This is a genomic window from Aequorivita sp. CIP111184 (assembly GCF_900489465.1).
Taxonomy (GTDB): domain Bacteria; phylum Bacteroidota; class Bacteroidia; order Flavobacteriales; family Flavobacteriaceae; genus Aequorivita.
Genome location: NZ_UEFQ01000016.1, coordinates 250763 through 275554, shown reverse-complemented (window position 1 = coordinate 275554; position 24792 = coordinate 250763). Strand labels below are relative to the sequence as shown.

25 protein-coding genes are annotated in these 24792 nt (G+C 35.8%); 21 read left to right on the top strand and 4 right to left on the bottom strand.

Going from position 1 to position 24792, the window contains the following annotated elements:
- The first annotated feature begins 147 nt into the window (after nt 1–147).
- From AEQU1_RS07155 to AEQU1_RS07065, 20 genes are all read left to right on the top strand, one after another.
- Nucleotides 148–369, top strand: a complete 222-nt coding sequence (locus AEQU1_RS07155; protein ID WP_111879935.1) for a hypothetical protein — start codon at nt 148–150, stop codon at nt 367–369.
- 72 nt (nt 370–441) lie between these two features.
- Nucleotides 442–987, top strand: a complete 546-nt coding sequence (locus AEQU1_RS07150) for a nuclear transport factor 2 family protein (protein ID WP_111879933.1) — start codon at nt 442–444, stop codon at nt 985–987.
- A gap of 72 nt (nt 988–1059) precedes the next feature.
- On the top strand, nt 1060–1998 hold the full coding sequence (locus AEQU1_RS07145) for an NAD-dependent epimerase/dehydratase family protein (protein WP_111879932.1): 939 nt from the start codon (nt 1060–1062) through the stop codon (nt 1996–1998).
- A 37-nt stretch (nt 1999–2035) separates the two neighbouring features.
- Entirely contained in the window at nt 2036–2968 is a 933-nt protein-coding gene (locus AEQU1_RS07140; protein WP_111879930.1) for a nuclear transport factor 2 family protein, read from the top strand.
- 88 nt (nt 2969–3056) lie between these two features.
- The gene (locus AEQU1_RS07135; RefSeq protein WP_258455199.1) at nt 3057–3827 is read left to right on the top strand and encodes a hypothetical protein; all 771 of its coding nucleotides are present in this window, start codon (nt 3057–3059) and stop codon (nt 3825–3827) included.
- An 81-nt stretch (nt 3828–3908) separates the two neighbouring features.
- The gene (locus AEQU1_RS07130) at nt 3909–4244 is read left to right on the top strand and encodes a hypothetical protein (RefSeq protein WP_111879928.1); all 336 of its coding nucleotides are present in this window, start codon (nt 3909–3911) and stop codon (nt 4242–4244) included.
- A gap of 82 nt (nt 4245–4326) precedes the next feature.
- A complete protein-coding gene (locus AEQU1_RS07125) occupies nt 4327–4863 on the top strand; it encodes an ester cyclase (RefSeq protein ID WP_258455197.1) in 537 nt (178 codons plus the stop codon).
- A 32-nt stretch (nt 4864–4895) separates the two neighbouring features.
- Nucleotides 4896–5471 carry a RidA family protein gene (locus AEQU1_RS07120; protein ID WP_258455196.1) on the top strand — a complete coding sequence of 192 codons (576 nt, stop codon included), beginning with the start codon at nt 4896–4898 and terminating at the stop codon, nt 5469–5471.
- A gap of 19 nt (nt 5472–5490) precedes the next feature.
- Entirely contained in the window at nt 5491–5898 is a 408-nt protein-coding gene (locus AEQU1_RS07115; protein ID WP_111879927.1) for a nuclear transport factor 2 family protein, read from the top strand.
- A 237-nt stretch (nt 5899–6135) separates the two neighbouring features.
- Nucleotides 6136–7839: a lipopolysaccharide assembly protein LapB gene (locus AEQU1_RS07110; RefSeq protein ID WP_111879925.1), complete on the top strand. Its 1704-nt coding sequence runs from the start codon at nt 6136–6138 to the stop codon at nt 7837–7839.
- Nucleotides 7840–7989: 150 nt separating this feature from the next.
- Nucleotides 7990–9543 (top strand): M20/M25/M40 family metallo-hydrolase, encoded by a 1554-nt coding sequence (locus tag AEQU1_RS07105; RefSeq protein ID WP_111879921.1) that lies wholly within the window; start codon nt 7990–7992, stop codon nt 9541–9543.
- A gap of 58 nt (nt 9544–9601) precedes the next feature.
- Nucleotides 9602–10345, top strand: coding sequence for a DUF6090 family protein (locus tag AEQU1_RS07100; protein WP_111879920.1), 744 nt, complete (start codon nt 9602–9604; stop codon nt 10343–10345).
- Nucleotides 10346–10382: 37 nt separating this feature from the next.
- Nucleotides 10383–11072 (top strand): DUF6090 family protein, encoded by a 690-nt coding sequence (locus tag AEQU1_RS07095; RefSeq protein ID WP_181566728.1) that lies wholly within the window; start codon nt 10383–10385, stop codon nt 11070–11072.
- Entirely contained in the window at nt 11065–11199 is a 135-nt protein-coding gene (locus AEQU1_RS16315; protein WP_258455193.1) for a hypothetical protein, read from the top strand. Before AEQU1_RS07095 ends, AEQU1_RS16315 begins: the two co-directional genes overlap by 8 nt.
- A 48-nt stretch (nt 11200–11247) precedes the next feature.
- Nucleotides 11248–12426: a dipeptidase gene (locus tag AEQU1_RS07090; protein ID WP_111880041.1), complete on the top strand. Its 1179-nt coding sequence runs from the start codon at nt 11248–11250 to the stop codon at nt 12424–12426.
- 94 nt (nt 12427–12520) lie between these two features.
- Complete coding sequence (locus tag AEQU1_RS07085; RefSeq protein ID WP_111879918.1) at nt 12521–13570, top strand: proline iminopeptidase-family hydrolase; 1050 nt, start codon at nt 12521–12523, stop codon at nt 13568–13570.
- A gap of 31 nt (nt 13571–13601) precedes the next feature.
- Nucleotides 13602–14903, top strand: coding sequence for an APC family permease (locus tag AEQU1_RS07080; protein WP_111879917.1), 1302 nt, complete (start codon nt 13602–13604; stop codon nt 14901–14903).
- A complete protein-coding gene (locus AEQU1_RS07075; RefSeq protein ID WP_111879915.1) occupies nt 14900–15700 on the top strand; it encodes a DUF6090 family protein in 801 nt (266 codons plus the stop codon). Before AEQU1_RS07080 ends, AEQU1_RS07075 begins: the two co-directional genes overlap by 4 nt.
- 112 nt (nt 15701–15812) lie before the next feature.
- Nucleotides 15813–17333 (top strand): lipopolysaccharide assembly protein LapB, encoded by a 1521-nt coding sequence (locus AEQU1_RS07070; protein WP_146743728.1) that lies wholly within the window; start codon nt 15813–15815, stop codon nt 17331–17333.
- 105 nt (nt 17334–17438) lie between these two features.
- Nucleotides 17439–18065, top strand: a complete 627-nt coding sequence (locus AEQU1_RS07065; RefSeq protein WP_111879912.1) for a carbonic anhydrase — start codon at nt 17439–17441, stop codon at nt 18063–18065.
- A gap of 68 nt (nt 18066–18133) precedes the next feature.
- Here AEQU1_RS07065 and AEQU1_RS07060 read toward each other — a convergent pair whose 3' ends face one another.
- Nucleotides 18134–19090: a fasciclin domain-containing protein gene (locus tag AEQU1_RS07060; protein WP_111879910.1), complete on the bottom strand. Its 957-nt coding sequence runs from the start codon at nt 19088–19090 to the stop codon at nt 18134–18136.
- Between the two features lie 189 nt (nt 19091–19279).
- Between AEQU1_RS07060 and AEQU1_RS07055 the strand changes: the two genes are divergently transcribed.
- A complete protein-coding gene (locus tag AEQU1_RS07055; protein ID WP_111879909.1) occupies nt 19280–20782 on the top strand; it encodes a M28 family peptidase in 1503 nt (500 codons plus the stop codon).
- A gap of 63 nt (nt 20783–20845) precedes the next feature.
- On the opposite strand, the gene AEQU1_RS07050 is transcribed toward AEQU1_RS07055, so the two are convergent.
- The 3 genes from AEQU1_RS07050 to AEQU1_RS07040 all read right to left on the bottom strand — a co-directional run bounded on the left by AEQU1_RS07050 (nt 20846) and on the right by AEQU1_RS07040 (nt 24782).
- Nucleotides 20846–22351, bottom strand: coding sequence for a hypothetical protein (locus AEQU1_RS07050; protein ID WP_111879907.1), 1506 nt, complete (start codon nt 22349–22351; stop codon nt 20846–20848).
- Between the two features lie 132 nt (nt 22352–22483).
- The gene (locus tag AEQU1_RS07045) at nt 22484–22951 is read right to left on the bottom strand and encodes a hypothetical protein (protein ID WP_258455190.1); all 468 of its coding nucleotides are present in this window, start codon (nt 22949–22951) and stop codon (nt 22484–22486) included.
- A 67-nt stretch (nt 22952–23018) separates the two neighbouring features.
- Nucleotides 23019–24782 carry a hypothetical protein gene (locus AEQU1_RS07040; RefSeq protein ID WP_146743727.1) on the bottom strand — a complete coding sequence of 588 codons (1764 nt, stop codon included), beginning with the start codon at nt 24780–24782 and terminating at the stop codon, nt 23019–23021.
- Nucleotides 24783–24792: the final 10 nt, after the last annotated feature.

Genomic DNA, 24792 nt, shown 5'->3' with positions numbered 1-24792 from the left:
AATTACTCTCTTGGGACACAAATATAGTGTGCTCGTCCTAAAACGCTTTCTATTTTCTTTGATTATCAGTTACTTAGATCTCCCCCACAGCATTTTTCAATTAAACAACCATTTAAATCTTTCAAAATCATGAAAAGATAACTGTTTATGGGGCTTGTAATACTCCTTTCAATTTCTGCTTGCCAAACACAAGAAAAGTGGCATATCCAACAATCGCGAGAGATTGAAGCATATAACCTAGTAAATGATCCTTTTGTAATGAGGCAAAAGATTGTTATAGAACTCGGGCTTTTGAATATGTCAAAAATTACCTCAGACTTGGAAGAATTAAAAATACGCTCAGAAAAGATTTCAAAAAATCTGCCCTGATTTGTAACGCCACCCAAATTTCATTTAAGCTGTATAAATTAAATTAACTAACCAATTTAAATATTTAAAATTATGAAAAAACTATTTCTTCTAGGACTTGCAACAGTCCTTTTATTGACCGCTTGCCAACAACAAGAAAAGCGTTACACTCAACAATCGCCAGAAATAGACACCTACAAAAAAGTGATTGAAGCTTATGATAAGCAAGATTGGGAAGCAATGGTTAGTCATTATGCAGATACCGCAAAAATAATGAATAATGTGGTTGAAGCTGAAGGGCAAACACTAACAGAATTGGTTGCTAGCAATAAAGACGACGCCTCACTTTTTTCAAGTTGGGACTATGTGGATGGAGAATCTGAATATGAGATGGTAGTAACCGATAAAGGTCAAACATGGGTAAACTTTTGGGGTCTATGGAAAGGAACGCTTGCTGCCAATAACAAAACATACACCATTCCCACGCATATTACCGCACAATTTGTGGATGGAAAAGTTGTAAAAGAATTTGGTTATTGGGACCTCTCAAAAATAATGCTGGATATTCAATCTATGCACGAAGTACAAAAAAGTGAAATGGACGGAAGCACAGTCCCTGACGGAGAGGGAGAACAGTAATTACCAAGGCCTAACGGGCATTGCAAGTGAGGATGTAATCAACCCGTTAGGTCTTATCTTAAAAGAAAAAATATGAAAACAGTAGGCATTATAGGTGGTTCAGGCTTTATAGGAAGCTATATAACAAAGAAGTTTTTAGAAGAAGGATACAATGTGAAAGTATCGGTTACTGATATTAAAAAAAGTGAAAAATACAAGCATCTTTTCAATCTCGAGAATTCAGACAATCTAAACATCAGCGCATTAAAGGTGGAAGATTTAGAGGTTTTAAAAGACTTTATAAGTGATTGTGAAATTGTAATTCACGGAGGAACCCCATTTCAGCTTGATGTGAAAGATCCGCAAACAGAACTTTTCGATCCCACGATTAAAGGAACGGAGAACTTTTTAACGGCGGCAAGCGAAACCCCTTTAATTGAAAAGGTTGTTATAATCGCTTCGGTCGCGGCTTATAATACAAACTTTCCGATGCCTGCGGGCACCAAAAAAAACACTGATTTTTTCGATGAAAACGATCTAAAATTTACCAGTGCAGAAAGTCATCCGTATGCTCAAGCAAAATTTATTGCGAACCAAACGGTAGAAAAATTCATAAAAGAAAACCCAAACCTTTCTTTTGAAATCACTTCCGTTTCACCAGTTGGGGTAATGGGGAAAGCACTTTCTACTCGAGAAGATTCAACATCTACGGGACTTCAGTTCCTATTCAAAAATAAAATCGCCCCAAACCCTTTTGTACAAATGCTTTATGATATCAATGTAAATTTTGCCATTGTAGACGTACAAGATGTAGCCGAAGGAATTTTTAAAGCTGCAACCACTTCAGGATTGCACGGTAAAAATTATTTGTTGAGCAGTCAAAGCTATCCGGTTTCAGACTTGAGCTTAATGCTGAACCACGAATCACCAAAAAACAACCCATTTATTGTTTATAAAAATGGATTGGCGCAAAAAGAATTGGGGATGCAATTTAGACCCGTACAAGAAACTTTAAACAATTATTCAAAGTAAAAATCAAAAGGAATATTAACCAAATAAATATATAAAAATGAAAACAACAATTCTATCGGTAATGATGCTAATAGCATTCATTGCCACAGCACAAAAAAAGAACGGAACTATTTACAGTGATCATCCCGCCATTACCGCCGTGGAGGCCATGACCCAAGCCTTTGTTAGTGGAGATACTGACAAGGTAGCCAGTTATCTGGCTGATGATTTTATGGCTTATAACGGCACGAGCATCAACCCAAATGACAAAGGGCAGGACAAAGCTGCATTCTCTAATTCGGCCAAAAGCTGGCACGACAACCTTGATTATTTTTCCATAAGTCGTTCAAAAGGCGCCTATCCCGATGCTTTAGAATATAAAGACGATAATTTTAAAGATATGGTGTGGGTACAAACCTGGGAAGATATGAAAGGTGTCCACAAAAAAACTGGGGTAAAGATTAATCAACCTATGCACCGATTGTTTGTAGTGAATAAAAATAATAAAATACAAACCATTATAACTTATAGCAACGACGATGTTGGTTCAGAAATTCGCCAAAGTTATTCCGATAGGAAAAACGGCACTATCTACAACCACCACGAAAACATAAATTCCGTTCGCAAAATGATGTATGCCATTGAGAACAATGATTGGGAAAAAGCGTATAGTTTTTATGATAAAGATGCACGGTTCACAGATTCAAGCTCAGCTGATAACCAAGGTATTTCATTAACAGAACAAAAAGCCATTGACAAACAGATTTTAGAAAAATATGACGTTGCCAGTATAGATATGGTAGGTTATCCAGACTATTTACACTACGAAATGGGCGATGCCCGCGTGGTTATGTCTTGGTGGAATATAAATTTTATTCGCAAAGCTGACAAAAAAGCAATTGTCTTCCCCATTCATTATATACAAGATTTTAATGAAGAGGGAAAAATCACTTCCGAAACAGCTTATTACAACGCGAAATTATTGGATTAAAAATCTCTTAATAACTCCCCGTTTAATCAAGCAAAACGATTTAACACTAACCCGTTTCCCTTAAATACGGAGACACAAATTAAACATTATGAAAAAATTAATTTTTATTATGCTTTTACTGCCATTTTTGGCAATATCGCAAAACAGTACCGAATACGGTGTATTCGAAACAGCGAACTTAATTCCAAACCCTGGACAAATAAGCCAATTTGAAAAAGGGTTAATGGAGCACAACAAAAAGTACCACGGCGAAGGACCCTACGGAGTACGAGTCTATTGGATAATGAATGGTCCAAATACCGGAAGCTATCACTGGAGTATGGGACCATTTCCTTGGAGTTCATTAGACGACGGACCTGCCCAAAAGGAAGGTCATGATGCTGATTGGGATAAAAATATTGCTCCTTACACCACTGCAAATAGTGGTACAGAAAGCTATTGGCGTGCACGAAGTGAAATCTCTAGGTTTCCAAAGGACTTTACAATAAACAAAATGTCAGTAGATTATTGGGACATAAAAAGAGGCAAATTTGAAGATGCCATGAAACTCGTTGAAAAAGTCAATAAAGTGTACGCCGCAAAATCTCCCAATGAAATTTGGGGTATCTATACTAACGAATTTGCAAGCACCAAAGAAGGAAGAGACCTAGCAGTCATTTCATTTTTTGATAAATCTGCTTGGTTGGGCCAAGACAATAGCATAGCAAAAAAATATGACGAGATGAACGGTGCCGGAAGTTGGGCCCAGTTTTTAAAAGACTGGATGGACTTAACCAATGGTGGCGAAACCGAAATTTGGGTTTTCCGGCCAGATTTGAGCGGTATTAGTGGTGATGTAAAAGCAGCTCCACAAAAGTAAACTTTTAAAAGAGAATGTACGGTATGGCATTGCCGTGCCGTACATTTTTCATTTTAAAGTATTCATCTAAATAACATAGTTATGAAAACAGACGAAACAAAATGGAGTAAGGAAGAATTGAAAACCTATATACTAATTCTTTGCGCAAAGGCCGATAAAGTAGAAGCTGAAGAGGAAATCTCATTTATAAAGACAAAAACTTCCACAGAAATTTTCGATAAAATGTACGGGGAATTTCAAAATGACGATGAAGATGAAAGTCTTGAAAAAATTCAGGATGCTTTGGAAAGGCATCATTATTCAGAACTGGAAATCTGTGAACTTAAAAATGAAATTCAGAAAATATTTGCCGCAGACCGGAAGATACCGATGGCTGAAAGTAATCTGGGTAGGATTCTGGACAATATTATTTATTAAAAAAAGACATAAGATATAAGACCGGTTCGCTTTAAGACGTAAGACTAAGGATAAAACTCATAGCTAATAAATATCAAATACTATGAAATCAAAAATAACATTACTACTGCCCTTCATTTTTATATGCATAGTTGCTGTGCAGGCACAAAATGAAGATCCGCATGGAAGTGCCGAATCTGCAATTACAGGAATAATTTCTTCAAAAATAAATAACGATACTATGTTTGATATCAATGAATTTGCCAAAGACTACGCCGAAGCTTGGTGTAGCCAAAATCCAAAAAAAGTGGCTTTGTTTTATGCTGAAGATGGTTCATTAAATATTAATAACGGCACTCCCGCTGTTGGCAGGGCAGCCATTGCCCAATCTGCCAAAGCTTTTATGGATGCCTTTCCTGACGATATGATTGTTGCTTTTGACAAATTATTAAAAACATCAAAAGGTATTGAATTTCATTGGACGTTGACAGGAACTAACACAGGTCCGAACGGCACTGGAAAGAAAGTAAATATCAGCGGTTTTGAACTTTGGGAGTTTGATCACAACGGTTTAATAAAAGAATCTAAAGGCACTTTTGATGCTGAAGAATATAACAAGCAGATTAAATATGGTATTTAAAAATAAAGAATATAACTATTAAACAATCAAAAATGAACTCTTCAAAGAAAAATCACGAATACAGAAAAAGCAATAAAAACTCTATGAGTAAAACAACAAAAATTACAACATTAGCAATTGCTTTGCTAGCAGTAATGTCACTATCAAGTTGCGACGAAAAAACCAAAACAGAAAAAACTGTAGAAAAATCAGAACCTATTGAAGTTACTGTTGTCGATGAAACCCCAGACTATTTCCTACTACGTCCCGAAGTTGAAAAAGCCTATGGTTATTCACATGCGGTAAAGATTGGAAATAGTATAAAAATCTCTGGTGCCGTGAGTATGGACGATGAAGGCAATCCAACAGCCGTGGGGGATTTTGAGCAACAAATGAAAAATTGCTATTCAGATTTGGACAAAATTCTAAAACACTACGGTTGCACTTTTGATGATGTGGTTAAGGAAGATGTATTTACTACAGATATGCCAAAGTTTTTAGAGTTTGCTGCCTACAGATCTGAAATCTACAAAAACCACTTTCCAACAGGTTCGTGGCTTGGCGTAAAAGAATTGGCAATCCCAGAATTTATGATTGAAATAGAATTAGAAGTACATAAAACAAATTAATAAACTAAAATCAAAAATTATGAGCACAAATCAAAACATCCAAGTCATTGACAATTTATATAAAGCATTCGCAACAGGCGATATGCCAACAGTTCTTGGAGCAATGAACCCCAAAATTGAATGGAATGAAGCCGAAAGTAATTCTTTGGCAGACGGCAATCCGTATATAGGCCCAGAAGCTATTTTAAATGGAGTTTTTGCACGTCTTGGAGCTAATCATGAATATTTCAGTTTAACAGATATTACCCTTCACGATATGAGTGATAATAAAGTGTTAGCAACTTTAAGGTATGATGCTAAAAATAAAGAAACAGGAAAAGCTTATAATGCTCAAGTTGCGCATTTCTGGTCTTTGGAGGAAGGTAAGATTGTGAAATTTCAGCAGTATGCAGATACCAAAAAATTGGCCAAAGCGGAAAACGAATAAAAACGCTTCAAAAAAGTCAGCTTACTATTTAAGCTGACTTTTTTATTACTTTAATATAGCAAAAGTAAAATATGATAAAACTCTTCCGAAACATTCGTCAAAAGATTTTTTCCTAAACTAGTTTCAGCAACTATTTTTTTATGAATATAAATTTTAAACCAATAAAGCAAAATCATTCAAATCTTAAAATTTGAATTGTATATGGGGAATAATTAACTAACTAAAACTAAATATAGCATGAAATATCTTTTTCTGATTACAGTAGCCCTATTGCCATTGTCAATTTTTGCCCAGCACGAACATCATAAACCTGACGATTCTTCAGAGGGAAACCATAATCACTTGGCTCACATGATGATGTCTCGGAAAGAAATAATTTATGTGCACAATCTTCCACCGCCAAAGCTTATGAACGGCATAGGTAATTCAACATTAAAGATTGAAACCACATCTGAAAAAACACAGGCTTATTTCAATCAAGGCATATCGCTACTGCACGATTTTTGGGATTTTGAAGCCTATCGCGCATTTAAAGAAGCCATTCGCAATGATTCTACTGCGATAATGCCCTATTGGGGATTATTGCAAATGCCTACACCCAACAAAGACAGCATTTTTACATCCAATATGGAAGATGCCGTAAAGCAAATAAAAAAATTGCTGCCAAAAGCCAATGAACACGAAAGACTATATGGCGAGATTGCGCTATTGAAAGATTCATTGAAATATGAAGCCTATCCCGAAATCTCTAAAAGATGGGAACTTATTATCCATAAATTTCCGGATGATGTAGAAGCGAAACTTTTTCTAGCCCTCAATAAAATGAATGGTTTTGATACGGATATGAAACCGATGGAAGGTCAAATGTACAGTGAGTTTCTATTAAAAGATGTACAACGTGCTGCCCCCAATAGCCACGCCTTTCATCATTATTGGATTCATTTAAAAGAAAATTGCTGCCCCGAAGAAGCACTCGCCAGTGCCGATGCACTCACGGCCCTTGCACCCGATTCTGGCCACATCGTGCACATGCCCGGCCACATTTACAATCGGGTAGGCAATTACAAAAAAGCCCACGATGCCTTTGTAGCGGCAGTAAAAGTAGATTCTACCTATATGAAAAATGAAGGTATAGAGGAAGTCGATAACTGGAATTACATACACAATATAAATTACCTCATCAATAATTGTGTGCACGACGGCAGGCACAAAGAAGCTTTATACTACGCAGAACGACTCAAAAAAATGCCCATTTCCAAAAACCGAAAAGATATCTACGATGGCAGGTTTTTCCGTCAAGGTTTATTGGCTCCCGGAAAGATGGAAATGGCGTTTGGTAATTGGGAACAAGCAACGGTAGAGTTTGAACAGATAGTAGATAAAGATTCTGTATTCAGTAATGAAAACATGGAATTCAAAAAAGCACTGACCTTATTTACAAAAGGTATGGCTGCACTTAATAAAAAAGATGTGTCAGCAGCAATAAATGCTTCCAATAGTTTAGATGCATTGTTATGGCGAAATGCCAAACAAATGGATAAGGAGAGCACACTCAATGAAGACTATCAAAACACAGTAAATACGGCAAGTTTGGAATTGCAAGGCTGCATCGCGAGCCATCAGGGAAATTATGAGCAGGCAATGACACTCCTTAAAAAAGCACATAAAAACGAACTAGACCTCGGTTATGGTGAACCTCCTTTGTATGCAAGACCAGTAGCTATGAGTATAGCAGCGGCACAGATAAAAGCCGAAAAATATGATGATGCCGTTGACACCTATCAGGAACTTTTAAAAAGATTTCCAAAAAGTGCTTATGTGTATAACGCGTTGCGAATTGTGTATGAACAAAAAGGAGATACTGCCAAAGCAAAAGAATATTCAAAATTGCTATTGACGGCGGCAAAGTATGCCGATGATGGTATTTATGGAAAACTCTGAAGCGGAAAAATTTGTTCGCAAGAAGCTTGAGAAAACCTTTAAATATTTTCAAAAACTATCAACCATTTTAATAGTAAACAAAAAAGGTAAACACTTGTATTCTAAAATTACAAAAGGAAAGGAAATTAAATTCAAAGCTAAAATCAAATTATGAAAACAATATCTAAAATTCTTATTACAGCATTCCTTTTTTTAGGATTCACCGCAAACAGCCAAACACTTCCACAAGCCCTTTCAAAAATTAACACCGAAGGTTTTCAAAAATCGGAAGTCATGAATTTAATTGGGGACCTATCAGATGTTTATGGCCCGCGATTAACGGGAACCGATCAATATTTTACCGCAGCCGAATGGGCAAAGAAAACCATGGAAAATTGGGGTGTTGACAAAGTGTATTTTGAAAACTATTGCGACGATTGTATGGGTTGGGAAGTAAAATCATTTAATGTAGAAATGATTGCACCTGCTTATATGAAAATTCAAGCCTATCCGTATGCATGGACGGAAAGCTCAAATGGCTTACAAACAGGCGATTTGATTTGGATTGAAAGCCATGATGATATGGAAAAAGTAAAAAAACAATGGAGCGGAAAATTAAGAGGGAAAACAATTTTGATGGGAGCTGCTCCAAAACAAAACATGTTGTTTGATCCACTTTCAAAACAATTTACGAAAGACCAAATTGAAGAAGCTGAAAAATCTATAACACCTGTGGTAGAGAAACCTTTAGGGTCATCTGCAGGAAATCTAGATTTAGTCAAAGACTTTGATTTTCTTTTTGAAAAATTTGCACAAAAAGAGGATGCATTTTTTGAATTTTTAAAAGAAGAAGGTGCAATAAGTACTTTAGGAACAACACCTTTTTTCCCGGGTATTATCCACCCTGGTGGCACTTATAATTATAAAAAAAATGATGATAAACCAATCCCCTATTTCGCCATTTCTCCAGAGAATTTCGGAAAGTTAAGTCGATTAATAAATAAAAAAATCAATCCAAAAATTAGATTCCATTTAGATTCTGAATTGTATTTAACACCTGAAAACAATGTAAATATTATTGCAGAAATAACAGGTTCTGACCCTAAATTAAAAGACGAAGTGGTGATGATCGGTGCCCATTTTGATTCTTGGCATTCAGCATCTGGCGCAACAGATAATGGCGCAGGTTCAGCAGTAATGATGGAAGTGATGCGCATTATAAAAGCTTCGGGCTTAAAACCAAAAAGAACGATTAGAATTGCACTTTGGGGCGGTGAAGAGCAAGGACTAGTAGGTTCAAAAGCGTATGCAGAAAATCATTTTGGAAAAATAAAGGAAACGACTCGCAAAAAAGAAGTCGAAAAAATTTCGGCATACATAAATATGGATAATGGTGCTGGGCAAATGCGAGGAATATACTTGCAAGGCAACGAAGCTGTAAGACCGATTTTCGCTGAAATGTTGAAACCTTATGAGCATTTAGATGTGAACAATCTAACCATTGAAAACACAAACTTTACAGATCATGATGTTTTCGATTATTTCAAAATTCCAGGATTTCAAATTATTCAAGATCCGTTAAACTATAGCAGCGTAACGCACCACACCAATTTAGATGTTTTAGAATATGTTCCGGAGCGTGATATGATGGTTAATGCCACTGTTATTGCAGCACTTGTGTATCAAATTGCACAGTTGGATGAACTTTTGCCGAGGGAAGAATAAAGATTATTGGATAGTAATATAGAAGCATAAAAATGTGCTCAATGAAAAGAACTAATTAATGACAAAACTCTTCCGAAACATCCGCAAAAACCTAATCGCAGAAGGTAAAACTTCGCGCTACCTAAAATACGCCATTGGCGAAATAATCCTCGTGGTTATTGGTATTTTGATTGCGCTTTCAATTAATAATTGGAATCAAAACAGATTAGATTCCTTAGAAAGAAAAGCGTTGATTACAAAACTGCACGTAGAATTTAAAGAGAATAAAAAAGTAATTGAGAACAATAGAATAGCTGAAGAGCAAGCTATAAATTCCAGCATAGCATTAATGAATTTAATAGGTATCACTGAAGAAGAACTTTTAAAGCATAATCTAGATAGCCTACTCTTTCAATCGTTCCCAGCAAACGAAATAGCTTTTGCCAATAATGCAGTTAATAATGTTGTTCAAAATGGACGACCAAATCTTCTTAAGGACGACACCATAAGTACGCTACTTTATCAATGGAACTCTTTGGAAAAAATTCGTAAAATTAGATTTGAAAAACTTGATTCGTGGGTTAACGAACTCTTCTTACCATATTTACTCCCATACATTTCATTTAAAGAAATGGATTCAAATGCAAACCCTCGTTGGGGAGGAAAATCTAAAGTAAAACCCAATTATTATCCATTATTCCAAGACGTAGCATTTGAAAATTTATTGGACAATTCATTATGGTTACACAAAGAAGTTGTTGTGAGGCTTGAAGAAACCGACAAATTGATAGATGAAATAATTAAAGCAACCAAGCCTGAATAATATGATCAAAAATTTTAGAAATATCCGAAGAAATCTCATGAAAACAGGAAAAACAGGCAAGTATTTAAAATACGTAATAGGCGAAATAATCCTCGTGGTTATAGGGATTTTGATTGCTTTGAGCATCAATAATTGGAATGAAAATAGAAAACAAGAAAAACAAATACTAAAAGCACTTTCAGAAGTAAGGAATAATTTAATAGGTGATAGTCTTGCCATATCCAATACCCTTAAATTAAAGCTTGAAGATATAGAAATTCAAAACCGAGTGATACAATTACTCAATAATGATAGGCCATTGGATAGCACTATTAATAAAGACTTGGGAAGAATAATGATTGCCAGAAAAATTAAATTAATCCCAAATGGATACAGCTTATTAAAACATATAGGTTTAGAAAGAATTGAAGACTTAAACTTGCGAAACAAGCTTATTGAATATTATGAGATTTCAATAAATCTTATTGAAACAGACACAAATGATGATTTATTTGAGTTTGTAAACACATTCCTTCCCTATGTCCGCAGTCATTTTTCCGATTGGCAGTATGAAGCATATGGAATTCCATTAGACTATGTTAAACTTAAAAATGATGATTATTTTAAAACATCACTTAAAGTTAATATTGGTAATGAAGAAAGTACAGTTATAATGCTTACTGATGGATTGAAAAATATTAAAACACTTCTCCCTTTAATAAACATTTATATACGAAGTAATGATTAAACTCTTTAGAAACACCCGCAAAAACCTTCTCAATGAAGGCAAAACCACAAAATACCTAAAATACGCCATCGGCGAAATCATCCTTGTGGTCATTGGGGTTTTGATTGCATTGCAAATAAAAGATTGATAAACATTTAATATCTTAACAACCAACAACTTTATGAAAACCGATAATATGAAAACACTTCTCCTGACAGGTATTATTTCACTTTATTCTTTGGCAATTTTCTCCCAAGATTATCAAAAAATTCACAATAAAGCCATATTAGTGGACACCCACAACGATTTTCTTACCCAAACAATGGAAAAGAATTTTATTTTCGATACCGACTTAAAAGGCAAAACTCACAGCGACCTCAACAGGATGAAAGAAGGTGGCGTAGATGTTCAATTCTTCTCTGTTTGGAGCGATGGCGAACAGATAGATCCGTATGCCTTCGCCAACCGCCAAATAGATAGTTTGGATGCTGTAATAAAACGGAATTCTGATAAAATCGTGAAAGTCGCCAATTCCATAGAGCTTTTAAAAGCAGTAAAAAATCGTAAAATCGCTGCGTTAGTTGGCGTGGAAGGCGGCCATCAATTTGAGAACGATTTGGGCAAACTTAAAGCACTTTACAATCGCGGCGTTCGCTACATTACTTTAACTTGGAACAACTCCACTCCTTGGGCAACAAGTGCTTCCGATGAAACCAATCCCGATGGCGCAAAAAATTCCGAAGGAAAAAAAGGGCTTACCGCTTTTGGGAAAGAAGTAGTCCAAAAAATGAACAGTTTAGGGATGCTGGTAGATATTTCGCACGTTGGTGAGCAAACGTTTTACGATGTAATTGCTACGACTACAAAACCTGTTATCGCTTCGCATAGTTCAGTTTATGCCCTTTGTCCGCACAAGCGGAATTTAAAGGACGATCAAATAAAAGCCATTGCCAAAAATGATGGGGTAATTCAAATAAACTTTAATTCAGGGTTTATAGACCCGACTGTTGATAAACGGGAAAGTGCTTTCCTCGATAAACACAAATCTGAAATAGATTCACTAATGCAAGCTGGGGTGAATCCGTTTTTCGCACAAGAAAGTATCTACATAAAATATGCAGATGAATCCCAACAGCTTCGCGCACCTTTTGAACTGGTAATTCAGCATATAGAATACGTCATCAATTTAGTGGGTGTGGATTATGTGGGCATAGGCTCCGATTTTGATGGAATTTTTCTGCCGCCAAAACAATTGGATGACGTTACCAATTATCCTTTAATTACAAAAGCTTTGGTTGAAAAAGGCTATAGCGAAAAGGATATCGATAAAATCCTCGGTGGAAATCTGCTTCGGGTTTTAAAAGCGAATGAATAAAAGATTCATATAATACCACAGAGGCACAGAGAACACAAGAAATCTCTGTACACTCTGTCCTCTGTGGTGAAAATTCAACTAAAACCAAATAATAATGAAAAACACAATTTTCTTTCTAATTATTTCGGCAAGCCTTCTTTTAAGCTGCGCCGAAAAACAACAATTCGTAACAACGGAAACAGATTGTAAATCGACATATTTCGACTATTCAAATAGCGAAGACCAAAATACGGGCGGTATTAAAATGATTCCAATCACAACAGCAAAAGGTACTTTCAACGTGTGGACAAAACGCGTAGGCAACAACCCAAAAATGAAGGTTTTGTTACTTCACGGTGGTCCCGGCGGTACTCATGAATTTTTTGAGAATTTTGATGGCTACCTTCCAAATGAAGAGATTGAATACATCTATTACGATCAGCTAGACAGTTATTACAGCGACAAACCCAACGACTCCACCCTTTGGACCACAGAACATTTTGTGGAAGAAGTGGAGCAGGTTCGCAAAGCATTAAACCTCGACAAAGACAACTTTTACTTGCTCGGTCAATCGTGGGGTGGAATTTTAGCCATGGAATATGCCCTGAAATATCAGGACAATTTAAAAGGGTTAATTATTTCAAATATGATGGCGAGCATTCCGGAATACGAAAAATATGCTGAAGTATTGGGAGCCCAACTTCCTCCAGAAATTTATAAAGAAATTAAGGAATTGGAGGCGAAGGAAGATTTCTCAAATCCCCGATATACCGAGTTGGTGATGAATAATTATTACACAGAACACATCCTTCGCAAACCTTTGGATGAATGGCCAGAGTTCATCAATCGCGGCTTTTCGCACCTTAACCCAAATATTTATATCTATATGCAGGGCCATAGCGAATTTGGTGTAACTGGAAATGCTACATTAAAAGGCTGGGATGTTTCCGATAGATTGAAGGAATTGACTGTTCCAACCTTAATGATTGGTGGAAAATACGACACTATGGATCCAAAATATATGGAATGGATGAGCACCCAAGTGCAACGCGGTAGAAGCCTCACCTGTAGTGCAGGACACGTTTCACAATATGATGACCCGCAAACTTATTTCACTGGATTGATAAAATTTATTATAGATGTGAATATAGGAGAATTCAAATAAGGTGGGTGTGAAATCAACTAACTAACAACCAATGATACAAAAAGATGAAGGATTAAAAAGAAGAGTTGGTGCGCTAGGTTTATCAGCTAATATCATTAATATTATTATTGGCTCAGGTATTTTCGTGTTACCTGCAATTGTTGCCAGTTATATGGGTGCATCCAGCATCATTGCATATTTATTTTGCGGATTGTTAATGGCTATGGTTATGCTTTGTTTTGCAGAGGCTGGCAGTAAAGTAACCAATACCGGCGGCCCCTACACCTATATTGAAACTGCTTTTGGTGATTATGCTGGCTTTGTTGCTGGTATTTTTGCTGTTGGCAGTAATTTGTTTGCAGATGCGGCTGTTTCTAATGCTTTAGTAAATGTTGTTGCTTCAGCATATCCCATATTTGAAAATGGATGGCCTCGATTTTTATTTTTATTTATTCTTTTTTCCGGTTTGGTTTATATCAATGTAATTGGCTTAAAACAAGGTATGGGTTTAGTGAAGTTCAATACCATAGTTAAACTTATACCATTGCTTTTATTAGTCTTTATTGGTTTTAAGGATGTCTCGATGAGCAATTTATATTTTGACCATTTTCCAAGTGTTAAAACATTAGGTGAAACCTCACTTATTTTATTTTTTGCCTTTCAAGGTTGTGAAACTGGCATCATTGTAGGCGGTGAAGTTATTAACCCAAAACGCAATATTCCTAGAGCTATTTTAATAAGTATTGTTACCGTTGTGGTTGTTTATATACTAATTCAAACAGTTTCTCAAGGTGTTTTAGGCGATGCTTTACCAAGTTTTAAGGCGGCTCCACTTGCTGAAACTGCCAGAGTTGTTTTTGGTCCTTTTGGATATATGCTTTTAATTGTTGGCGCAGTTATTTCCATGTTTGGCTATATGAGCGGTACTATTCTGAATAGTCCAAGAATAGTTTATGCGCTTGCCAGAGATAAGGTAATCCCAATAAATGCTTTTTCAAAAATTCACAAATCATTTGCTACTCCGCACATCGCCATTATTATATATGCAACCATCGGTTTTATTTTGGCTGTTACTGGCAGTTTTGAACAATTGGCTGTTATAGCCAGTAGCGCAATGTTAATGCTTTATTTAGGTGTAGCGTTATCTGTAATTAAGTTGCGTAATTCTGAGGAAAAATATACTGGAGGATTTAAAATTCCAGGGGGTTGGACTGTCCCTATCATAGCTATTGCAACAATCCTTTACTTTTTATCAAGTCTTTCGGCAAATGAAATGATTGGAACAGCAATAGTTTTAGGTGTATTAACGCTTATATTTTTCGCTATTAAATTTCTAAAAAAGAAAACTATATGATAAAGTTTTTTAGACATATTAGACAAAACCTTCTCAACGAAGGCAAAACAACCAAATATTTCAAATACGCCATAGGCGAAATAATCCTCGTAGTGATTGGGATTTTGATTGCTTTGAGCATCAATAATTGGAATGACCAACGCAAACAAAACACCAAAGAAATTGCCTATTTAAAAAACCTGCGTGAAGATGTTGCTTCACAAATAATAACATTTAACCTCAACTTAAAAATTGAATCTATTATTATTAGAGACGTTGATGATATTTTACAACACATTAAATCCAACGGGGGTTTCAAAAACCTGGACAGTATCAATTCTAAAATCAACGATTTAACTATTAGATACACACTTCGGATAAATAATACAACCTTTCAAGAACTCAACAATACCGGGCAGATCAATATTTTTCGCAACCCAAACCTTAAAAAGGAAATCGTGGCATTTTATCAAATCACCGAGCGTGCTTCTGATAATATTCAAAACAATAACACCAACCTTATTGACAATTTGATGATTCCAGATATTATGAACCTAACTGCTTTCTCGTCTGCTGCCTATTCAGATGAGTTATTAATTTTAGTTTCAGAACTTGGTCTTCAACCTTTCGAAAATGATATGGTAAAAACTACAGCTGAAAACCTATTGGCAAAACCGGAAAACCAATTAAAACTCCTAAATCGAATAAAATACCGAAGTATTCTTGCCAATTACAGCAAAAAGCGTGTTGCTCTTTTAAAAGAAATGGCCTCACAACTTTTATATTCGTTGGATGTGGAATTGGAAAAAAAGCAGTAAAAAAATAAACCACAATCAAATAACTTAAGTGGCTAATAGCCAAATAAGAAAAGGTTAAAATTAAAATTGAATTGAAATTGTTACCTTTAAGCACCTATCTAAATTATTAATTATGAGATTCATAACATCCTTTTTTATATTGCTTTTTATAATTTCCTGTAAACAACCAGAAACGAAAAAAAATTATCTGGGTGTAGTAAATATTACAATCACAGGAAAGGAAAGTGCCCAACCCCACTTTGAAAAAGGATTATTGCTTCTGCATTCCTTTGAATATGAAGATGCTCGTGAAGCATTTCAAAAGGCAAAAACCGAAGACCCAGAAATGGCCATGGCATATTGGGGTGAAGCCATGACCTATAATCACAGTTTATGGCAGGAACAGGATTATGAAGATGCAGTTATTGTTTTGGAGCAGCTTGATAAAATTAACTCTAAGCAAGAAACAACGGAACTTGAAAATGATTTAATTGAAGCAGTCCATATACTTTACCAACCAAAAATAGAGAAGAAGGAGCGAGATATTGCCTACTCCGAGTTTATGGAAAGTTTATATAAAAAATATCCTGCCAATCAAGAAGTAGCAGCGTTTTATGCATTGTCATTACTAGGTTCTGTGCCTGAAGGAAGGGACGATATTCTTTACGGGAAAGGCGCAAAAATTGCTCAAGGAATTCTAAAAGAAAATCCAAACCATCCGGGTGCATTGCATTATTTAATACATTCTTATGACGATCCAAACCATGCATCGCTTGCTTTGGGTGCCGCCAATGCCTATTCAAAAGTAGCGCCAGATGCCAGCCACGCATTACATATGCCTTCACACATCTATGTAGCAATGGGCATGTGGGATGATGTAATTTCTTCAAATATTGATTCATACCAAGCAAGTATTAATAGAATGGAGTATAAAGGATTGGACAACGATGCGCGTGGATATCACGCTTTTCATTGGTTGGAATATGGCTATCTTCAAAAAGGAAATCAGGAAGAAGCAAAAAAAATGGTTCTTGACATGAAAAAATATGCTACCGAAAAACCATCCAAAAAGGCAAGGGTACATTTGGTATTTTTAAAAGGAAGTTATCTTACCGAGACCGATAAATGGGACGATGCAATAGCAGATATCCCCGTAAACGTGACCGATTTAAATATTTCCATTCGTTCCCAATATCATTTCTTGGAAGGGATGAAAGCTTTTAAAGAAGGGAATATTTCAAAATTAGATAGTGTCCTTAGCATTATTGACCAAGACCAAAAAAGGGAATCTTTTGTTGTAAAGGAAGGTAGTTCCAAACTTTGTTCTGCAGTTACACGAGATGAAGCTACGGAAATGGATTTAAAAGAATCTGAAATCAGGCAAAACCAATTAATGGCGCTTCGTGCTGTACTAAATAATAATGTAAAACTGGCAGAGGAACATTTTATAAAATCCATCGATATTGAAAACAGCATAAGCTATAGTTATGGCCCTCCTTCCATTCAAAAACCTACGCATGAACTTTATGCAGATTGGTTACTTTCACAAAAAAGAAAAGAAGATGCTGTAAAACAGTATGAACTTGCCCTAAAAAATGGTCCTGGCAGATTACGGATCTTAGAAGGAATTGAAAACACAAGACAAGTAATCTAACCAGCTTGCCTGAGGAAGAATATAACTTAAATTTTCAATTTTCACAGTGTAGGCGCAAAGGCTTTTACTTATCTTTAAATTCTGAAAAAAACTTCAGAAAAAACCATGAATATCGATCAAATTTTCAAAAACAATGAAGCCTGGGTAAACGAAAAATTAGGCACAGATCCTGATTATTTCAAAAATCTTTCCGAAGGCCAAAATCCCGACGTGCTTTACATTGGGTGCAGTGACAGCCGCGTTACTGCCGAAGAAATTATGGGTGCTAAACCAGGAGAAGCTTTCGTGATGCGAAATATAGCAAACATGGTTTCCAATTTAGACCTCAGCGCGATGAGCGTAGTCAATTATGCGGTAAGCCATTTAAAAGTAAGCCATATAATTGTTTGTGGCCATTACGGTTGCGGCGGCGTAAAAGCAGCAATGCAAAGTCAGGATTTGGGAATTTTAAATCCTTGGTTACGAAACATTCGCGATGTTTATAGGTTGCACAATCAAGAACTCAACCAATTAAAAACCGAAGAAGAAAAATACCGTCGGCTTGTAGAACTTAACGTACAGGAACAGTGCGTTAACGTTATTAAAACCGCAGATGTACAAATAGCTTATCGAAACCGAAACCTAACAGTACACGGCTGGGTAATGGATATGGAAACCGGAAAGTTGATTGACTTAAAAATTGATTTTGACAAAGTGCTGAAAGGGATAATGGAGATATATCACCTAGATTAAAATTTCTTATAATTAAAAATGCTGCTTTCTATAAAAGAAAACAGCATTTTTCTGATAAAGCACCCTTTTTATAATTGGGGAAGAAGCACTTTATCGATAGCATGAACAACTCCATTTACGGCTTGAACATCCACAACTATAATATTACTTACTCTTTCGTTTACATCAGTAAGTGTAGCATTTGAGGCGTCAACCACTAAGTCTGCACCAAGTGTTGTTACCGTTCCGTCTACCAAATCTGCTGCACGTACATTTGCACCCGCAATAACGTGTGTATTTAAAGCGGCAGTTAGTGTAGGACCATCAATATCGTTTAAACTACTTGCTCCCAATTCAGCCAAGAGTGCTACAAAAGCACCATTTGTTGGAGCAAAAACTGTAAAAGGTGCTGGAGCAGTTCCCGCAGGAGTAGATAAGACACCTACAAAGTCAGGTTGATCTCCACGTGTTAAAGCAGCCACCAATGTAGAAAAAGTTGGATCAGCAGTTGCGAATGTAACCACTGATGGTAATGCAATTACAGTGTTTACTGCATGAATCACTCCATTATCTGCATCAATGTCTGCTGCAGTTACAGTGGAGATTCCATTTAATTTTACACCAGAGGAAGTGTTTACATACATACTCAAGTTAGCACCTGAAGAAGCTTCGGTTGCCAAAGAGTTAATATATCCAGTACTCAAATCTGCTGCCATTACTTTACCACTCACAACATGGTTTAATAGCACATTGGTTAGCAAAGCTGTTGGAACTTCATCTAAACTGGCAAAGCCATTCGCACTTAAAAAAGTTGCAAAGGCAGCATTATTTGGAGCAAAAACAGTAAACTCTCCTTGGCCTGCAAGCGTTGCTGTAAGACCAGCTTTATCTAAGGCTGCTTTTAAGGAAGAGTAATCATCATTGGAAACTACAAAATCTGCAATCGTGTTCGTTTGCGGATCTGTGTTTGAATCGTCGTCATCACTACAAGAGACTATACCCAAAGTAATGAAAAGGATTAAAGAAATTTTAAAGAAATTTTTCATCGTTTTATTGTTTTGTTTATTAAGGTTTTATAAGTCGCAAATCTATCGCATGGATCCCCCTACTAAAAGAACTTTAACTTTTGTTTATCTTTTTGTGTTAAAAGTTAAACAATAATTATAGAAAAGTAATTTTGCAATATCAGTTCAAAAACTATCTTTATACATCAATTAATCTTTCTTAAATCTATCATGAAATATATCCTTTTATTTATCTCGTTACTGCTAAGCACTATTACCCTCTATTCCCAATCTGATAAAGAGAAAGTAGAAGCTACCATCACAAAAAATAAGATTGAAGGTCACATATATTTTTTGGCTGATGACCTTTTAAAAGGAAGAGAAACTGGAACGCCTGAAAACAAAATTGCAGCTTCCTATCTTGCCAATTCTCTTAGAGGGTATGGAGTAAAACCTGTTACACAGAACGTCTTAAAAGGTTCTAATACTGAAAGTTATTTTCAAGAAATTAAATTGAATAAAATCAGTCCTGTAAAACGTTTATTATTAGCAATAGACGGTGAAGAGTTTAAGAAAAAAGTAGTTATAAAACCAAATAAAATGGAGTTTAGAGGCGAAGCTATTTATTTAGGTTACGGTCTTGAAAACGATTATAAAGGAAAAGATGTAACTGAAAAAATTGTAATTGTAAGATCTGGCGGACCTAACATTCCTGATGCCCGAGCTGCATTTGGTTTAATTGAACAAAAGGAACAACTAGCAAAAGAACATGGAGCCGTTGCTGTAATTGAATTTGTGGATACCAATGAAACCACTTGGGGATTTATTGATCATAATTTTAATACTTCCCGTATTGAAATTGCAACGGATAAAGAAAAAAAAGAGGGAAAAAAAGAGCTAGCCTATCTATGGGTTTATGATGAAAATAACATTCAGGCAAAAAAGCTTGAATCTAAAGATAAATTAAATTCAAAATTGATGATGGAAGGTGAAGAAATCGAGACTGTCATTTCCCAGAATGTAATTGGAATGGTTGAAGGAACGGATCCACAATTAAAAAATGAATTCATAATCTATTCAGCCCATTACGACCACATAGGTATTGGCAAACAAGATGCAACTGGCGATGAAATCTACAATGGTGCACGCGACAATGCTGTTGGAACGACCACAGTCTTGAGCATGGCTGAAAACATGACGAAATATCCCACCAAACGTTCGGCACTTTTCATTTTTTTTACCGGCGAAGAAAAAGGTTTATTAGGAAGCCAATATTATGTAGAAAATCCTTTACTTCCACTCAATAAAATGGTTTATTGTTTTAATAGTGATAATGGTGGTTATAATGATACATCCATAGCAACTATTATTGGTTTGGGAAGAACCTCAGCCGAAAAAAACATAAAAGATGCTGCCACAGCTTTTGGGTTAAATGCAATAGATGACCCAAATCCAGAAATGGGTCTTTTTAATCAAAGTGACAATTTTCATTTTGCTGAAAAAGGAATTCCAGCACCAACTTTTTCGTTAGGCTTTAGATCGTTTGATGGCGATGTAACAAAATATTATCATCAAGCGGGAGATGAAGCGGATACATTGGATTATGACTATCTGCTGAAATTTTTTCAAAGTTATGTTCTAGCTGGAAGGTTAATTGCCAACGAACCAAAAACACCAACATGGACAGCTGGTGATAAATATGAAGAAGCAGGGAAGTCATTATATGGAAATTAAATATTTTAAAAAAACAAAAAGTCACGGAAAACCGTGACTTAATTTTAGGGATAAAAAAGGCTATTATAATTTTTGAAAGGTCAAGTAATCAGTACCACCGTTGCCACCACTAATATCAAATAGTTCAACTCTTGTACTAGTGTAAGTAACAACATCCCAATCATCATTAAATTCGTCAAAAGGAATTGCACTTCCAAAATCTAATATTACGTCAAGACTGTTGCTACTGTTAACAACACTCCAAGTTCCCGTAATTGTATTGTTGCTGTTTTCTGCAATCACACTTCCATCTGTGTTAAAGGTAAGTTTATAACCATTATAATCGTTTGTTTCGTCATTGCCATCATCTATATAGCTCTGCACGAACCATTGCCCATCTTTTAAAATATTGGTAAGCTCTGTAGTGTTTCCTCCACCATTACAATCTTCGTAAGGGTTTCTTCCAAAATTTAGGTAATCTGTACCGCCATTACCACCACTAACATCAATTAATTTTACGTTTTGGGCATCAAAACTGGTTACATCCCAATCATCATTTAAATCTTCAAAAGGATCATTACTTCCGGCTATTTCAAAATTTAGAACAAGGTCTATTCCACTACTGCTAGTAGTAACTGCCCAAGTACCGTTAACCGCGTTGTTCGTGCTGGTTGCAGTAACTGTTTCATTTACGTTGAATTTGAATTCATAAGCAACATAATCACAAGTTTCATTATTCCCATCGTCTTCCAATAGGTTTACATACCACACACTATTTGTCAAATTATCAGTAAATTCAGAAGTGTTTCCACCGCCTCCACCGCCGTTCGGAGTGCGTTCGTAAGTTAAAAAGTCAACACTACCGTCGCCACCACTAATGTGTTTTAATTTAATTATATCTTGGGTTGCTTCAATAATATCCCAATCTTCATCAAGCTCATCAAAAGGAGTATTGGTTCCGAAGAAAAGATTTAGATCAGGTGTATTACTATTTGTAAGGCTCCACGTGCCAGCAACCGTATTGGAAGTATTTATTGCTTGTGCGGTATTGTCCGTTGTGAATGTAAATTCATAACCCGCAAAATCACTTGTTTCATCGGTGTCATCGAAAAAATATGTAACAAACCAAGAGCCAGTGGTTAGTATAGTTTCAAAATCTGAAGGAAAACCTCCTCCATTGGATGAGCAACCCGAAATTAATGTTACCAATTCGGCATTGCTATTAACTTGTGCGGTAGAACCATCTTGTAATATCACAGAAACTGGAAACTGCAAGGCAATATAAGTTCCTGGGTTTAAGGAAAGCAATAAGGCGAGTAGTTCTCCATCGTTACCAACCGTCTGTGATCCGGTTTGTTGCTGATCTGAATTGTAGATAAAAAATGTAAGTGGATAAACAAGGTCTATACAATCTATTGAAGTTGAACTATTGCTATCTGAAGTACGAAGCAATAAATCTCCCAATTCAGAATTTACTGCTACTATATCTGTGTTTGAATCATCAAAAGGTTGTGAATCTTCTTTTGTACAAGAGCTTACCAAAAAAATTAATAAGAAAGCTAAAAAGGTGAAGTTGGTTAATTTATTCATGATTGTTTCTTTTTATGTTTTATATAAATAAGACAGGCAACTCTTATAAAACCCTACCTTAAATTTTAATTATTTAAATAAAAAAACCATCCTTAAGTGGGATGGTCTTAAATAATAGATGAAAATTAATTTTTAGATTTTTTCAAAAGTTAAAAAGTCTGTACCTCCGTTGCCGCCGCTTACATCAGTCAGTTCAATTTTTGAATTGCTCACTGAAATAATATCCCAATCATCTGATAGGTCTTCAAAATCTGGGGGAGAAGCAAAGAAAATATTGAAATCTGGACTAGTCGAACCACCATCATCGTCACTAGAATTGCTATCAGTTACTGACCAAGTTCCTGTAATTGTAGTACTTCCATTTACAGCTACTAAGGAGCCGTTTTCATTGAAAGTAAATGTATAACCCGTAAAATGGTTCGTTTCATCTTGATCTGTATCAAAGAAGTAAGTAACCTTCCAAGAGCCCGACTGGGCAGTGGTTTCGGTCTGTTGCAACGTTGTATTTTGTTCCGAATTATTATTGTCGTCTTTGTTACAAGCCGCAACAGTGACAATGTACATAATGATTACAAACATACTGGCTATTTTTGTTTTCATAGTTTTCATAGTTTTCATAGTTATTAAAATTAATTTGATTGTTTAAATTATTAGGGTTTTGATTTTATTAGTTCTTTTTAAAAATTAAAGTGTCTTCAATATTACCGTCACTATTTTTTGTAACGAAGGTTACCGAAGTTGATGAATATTGCAATGCTTTGTACTCATCATCATTAGCGCCATTTATGGGACTGTCCATATCCAATTCAAAATTTAATTCTTGCCCTGTCACTGTTACAATCCAAATTCCATTCACATTTTGCGACCCATTTGTGGCAAAAATATTTTGATTGCTAAAGAATGTAAAATCATAGCCGGAATAATCTGAAGTCTCATCATCACCATCGTCCAAATACTTTTCAACATACCAAGTTCCCGATTGCAGAATATCACGAAGTTCTTGTGGATCGGGACCACCTCCGCCCCCACCATTTGGCTCCCGGCCGAAAGTAAGATTATCTGTTCCGCCACCGCCTCCACTTACGTCAGAAAGGCGAATAATACTTTGCGTGGCTTCCAACACATCCCAATCGTCGTTCAGTTCGCCAAAACTACCGTTAGTGGTTGTTTCAAAATTTAGAATGAAATCCAAATTGCCACTATCAACTTCCGCAGTCCAAAAACCATTAATTGTATTGTTGTTGCTTATAACAGTTGCAGCACCATTTCTTAAAAATGTAAATTCATATTCATTGAAATTTGCAGTGTGGTCTGTTCCATTTTCTTCCAACAAGTTCACAAACCAGCTTCCCGTTATCAGGTTTTCTATAAAAAGATTTAATTCTGTATTGTTTCCGCCAATATTAGGATTGCGGCCAAAGGTTAAATAATCTGTGCTACCATCACTTCCGCTGATGTGTTTCAGCTTAATGATATCTGCGGTTGCTTCTAGTATTTCCCAATCTTCATCAAGCTCATCCAAAGGTGAATTTGTTCCGAAGAAAAGATTGAATTTAAAATTATCAACAAGTGCCCAAGTTCCAGGAACATTTGTTCCAGAATTTACTGCTTGAGCCGTTCCGTTTAAAGTGAAACTAAACTCAAAGCCAGCATAATTATCTGTTTCATCATAATCATTAAAAAAGTATTCCACATACCAAATTCCCGTGGTCAGATTTTCTTCAAATTGTGAAATATCTATCGGGTCATTATTTGTATTTGCCACACAATCTGCAATCAAGTTTTGCAATTGTTGGTTGCTGTTCACTTCCGTAGTGGAACCATCGGCGAGAATTACCGAAATTGGGAAATCTAGACTAATAAAATCATCAGGTCCCAAGCCTTGCAGAAATATAAAAAGTTCTAAATCAGTAGTAACAACAACAGAACCCGTTTGTTGCTGATCTGAATTATAGGTGAAAAAAGAAATAGGATATACAAAATCCAAACATCCAATTTCAATATCATTTACACCACAAGTGGCGGCAAGTGCATCTAGTTCACTTTGGTTGTTAACTATTACTTGTGTAAAATCAAACAACTGTAAGCTGATTGGAAAGGCTATCTCTAAGGTGTCAGTATCATTTGGAAACTGATTGAAAATTTGTTGGATCAAAAGAATATCTTCGGAAGTATTTATCGCTAGCTGTTGTCCGTTTGCAAAAACAGTAATTGGCAAAAGTACAGAAGCACAACCATTGTCATCAATTATATCATCGTAACTGCCTGGATTTTGAGAGGTTCGTAAAAGTAGACTCGTTAATGGTGAACTTGCTTTTATTGTATCTGCCGGAATTTCATCTATATATTCTTTTTCCTCTTTTTGGCAGGAAAAAAAAGTAATGCTCATTAAAAGCAAAACGAAAAAATGGATAAAGTATATTTTTTTCATACCATCTATA

What these genes read in the sequence shown, in the direction of transcription:
- AEQU1_RS07155 (WP_111879935.1), top strand. Translation starts at nt 148, where the DNA reads ATGGGGCTTGTAATACTCCTTTCAATTTCTGCTTGCCAAACACAAGAA.
- AEQU1_RS07150 (WP_111879933.1), top strand. Translation starts at nt 442, where the DNA reads ATGAAAAAACTATTTCTTCTAGGACTTGCAACAGTCCTTTTATTGACC.
- AEQU1_RS07145 (WP_111879932.1), top strand. Translation starts at nt 1,060, where the DNA reads ATGAAAACAGTAGGCATTATAGGTGGTTCAGGCTTTATAGGAAGCTAT.
- AEQU1_RS07140 (WP_111879930.1), top strand. Translation starts at nt 2,036, where the DNA reads ATGAAAACAACAATTCTATCGGTAATGATGCTAATAGCATTCATTGCC.
- AEQU1_RS07135 (WP_258455199.1), top strand. Translation starts at nt 3,057, where the DNA reads ATGAAAAAATTAATTTTTATTATGCTTTTACTGCCATTTTTGGCAATA.
- AEQU1_RS07130 (WP_111879928.1), top strand. Translation starts at nt 3,909, where the DNA reads ATGAAAACAGACGAAACAAAATGGAGTAAGGAAGAATTGAAAACCTAT.
- AEQU1_RS07125 (WP_258455197.1), top strand. Translation starts at nt 4,327, where the DNA reads ATGAAATCAAAAATAACATTACTACTGCCCTTCATTTTTATATGCATA.
- AEQU1_RS07120 (WP_258455196.1), top strand. Translation starts at nt 4,896, where the DNA reads ATGAACTCTTCAAAGAAAAATCACGAATACAGAAAAAGCAATAAAAAC.
- AEQU1_RS07115 (WP_111879927.1), top strand. Translation starts at nt 5,491, where the DNA reads ATGAGCACAAATCAAAACATCCAAGTCATTGACAATTTATATAAAGCA.
- AEQU1_RS07110 (WP_111879925.1), top strand. Translation starts at nt 6,136, where the DNA reads ATGAAATATCTTTTTCTGATTACAGTAGCCCTATTGCCATTGTCAATT.
- AEQU1_RS07105 (WP_111879921.1), top strand. Translation starts at nt 7,990, where the DNA reads ATGAAAACAATATCTAAAATTCTTATTACAGCATTCCTTTTTTTAGGA.
- AEQU1_RS07100 (WP_111879920.1), top strand. Translation starts at nt 9,602, where the DNA reads ATGACAAAACTCTTCCGAAACATCCGCAAAAACCTAATCGCAGAAGGT.
- AEQU1_RS07095 (WP_181566728.1), top strand. Translation starts at nt 10,383, where the DNA reads ATGAAAACAGGAAAAACAGGCAAGTATTTAAAATACGTAATAGGCGAA.
- AEQU1_RS16315 (WP_258455193.1), top strand. Translation starts at nt 11,065, where the DNA reads ATGATTAAACTCTTTAGAAACACCCGCAAAAACCTTCTCAATGAAGGC.
- AEQU1_RS07090 (WP_111880041.1), top strand. Translation starts at nt 11,248, where the DNA reads ATGAAAACACTTCTCCTGACAGGTATTATTTCACTTTATTCTTTGGCA.
- AEQU1_RS07085 (WP_111879918.1), top strand. Translation starts at nt 12,521, where the DNA reads ATGAAAAACACAATTTTCTTTCTAATTATTTCGGCAAGCCTTCTTTTA.
- AEQU1_RS07080 (WP_111879917.1), top strand. Translation starts at nt 13,602, where the DNA reads ATGATACAAAAAGATGAAGGATTAAAAAGAAGAGTTGGTGCGCTAGGT.
- AEQU1_RS07075 (WP_111879915.1), top strand. Translation starts at nt 14,900, where the DNA reads ATGATAAAGTTTTTTAGACATATTAGACAAAACCTTCTCAACGAAGGC.
- AEQU1_RS07070 (WP_146743728.1), top strand. Translation starts at nt 15,813, where the DNA reads ATGAGATTCATAACATCCTTTTTTATATTGCTTTTTATAATTTCCTGT.
- AEQU1_RS07065 (WP_111879912.1), top strand. Translation starts at nt 17,439, where the DNA reads ATGAATATCGATCAAATTTTCAAAAACAATGAAGCCTGGGTAAACGAA.
- AEQU1_RS07060 (WP_111879910.1), bottom strand. Translation starts at nt 19,090, where the DNA reads ATGAAAAATTTCTTTAAAATTTCTTTAATCCTTTTCATTACTTTGGGT.
- AEQU1_RS07055 (WP_111879909.1), top strand. Translation starts at nt 19,280, where the DNA reads ATGAAATATATCCTTTTATTTATCTCGTTACTGCTAAGCACTATTACC.
- AEQU1_RS07050 (WP_111879907.1), bottom strand. Translation starts at nt 22,351, where the DNA reads ATGAATAAATTAACCAACTTCACCTTTTTAGCTTTCTTATTAATTTTT.
- AEQU1_RS07045 (WP_258455190.1), bottom strand. Translation starts at nt 22,951, where the DNA reads ATGAAAACAAAAATAGCCAGTATGTTTGTAATCATTATGTACATTGTC.
- AEQU1_RS07040 (WP_146743727.1), bottom strand. Translation starts at nt 24,782, where the DNA reads ATGAAAAAAATATACTTTATCCATTTTTTCGTTTTGCTTTTAATGAGC.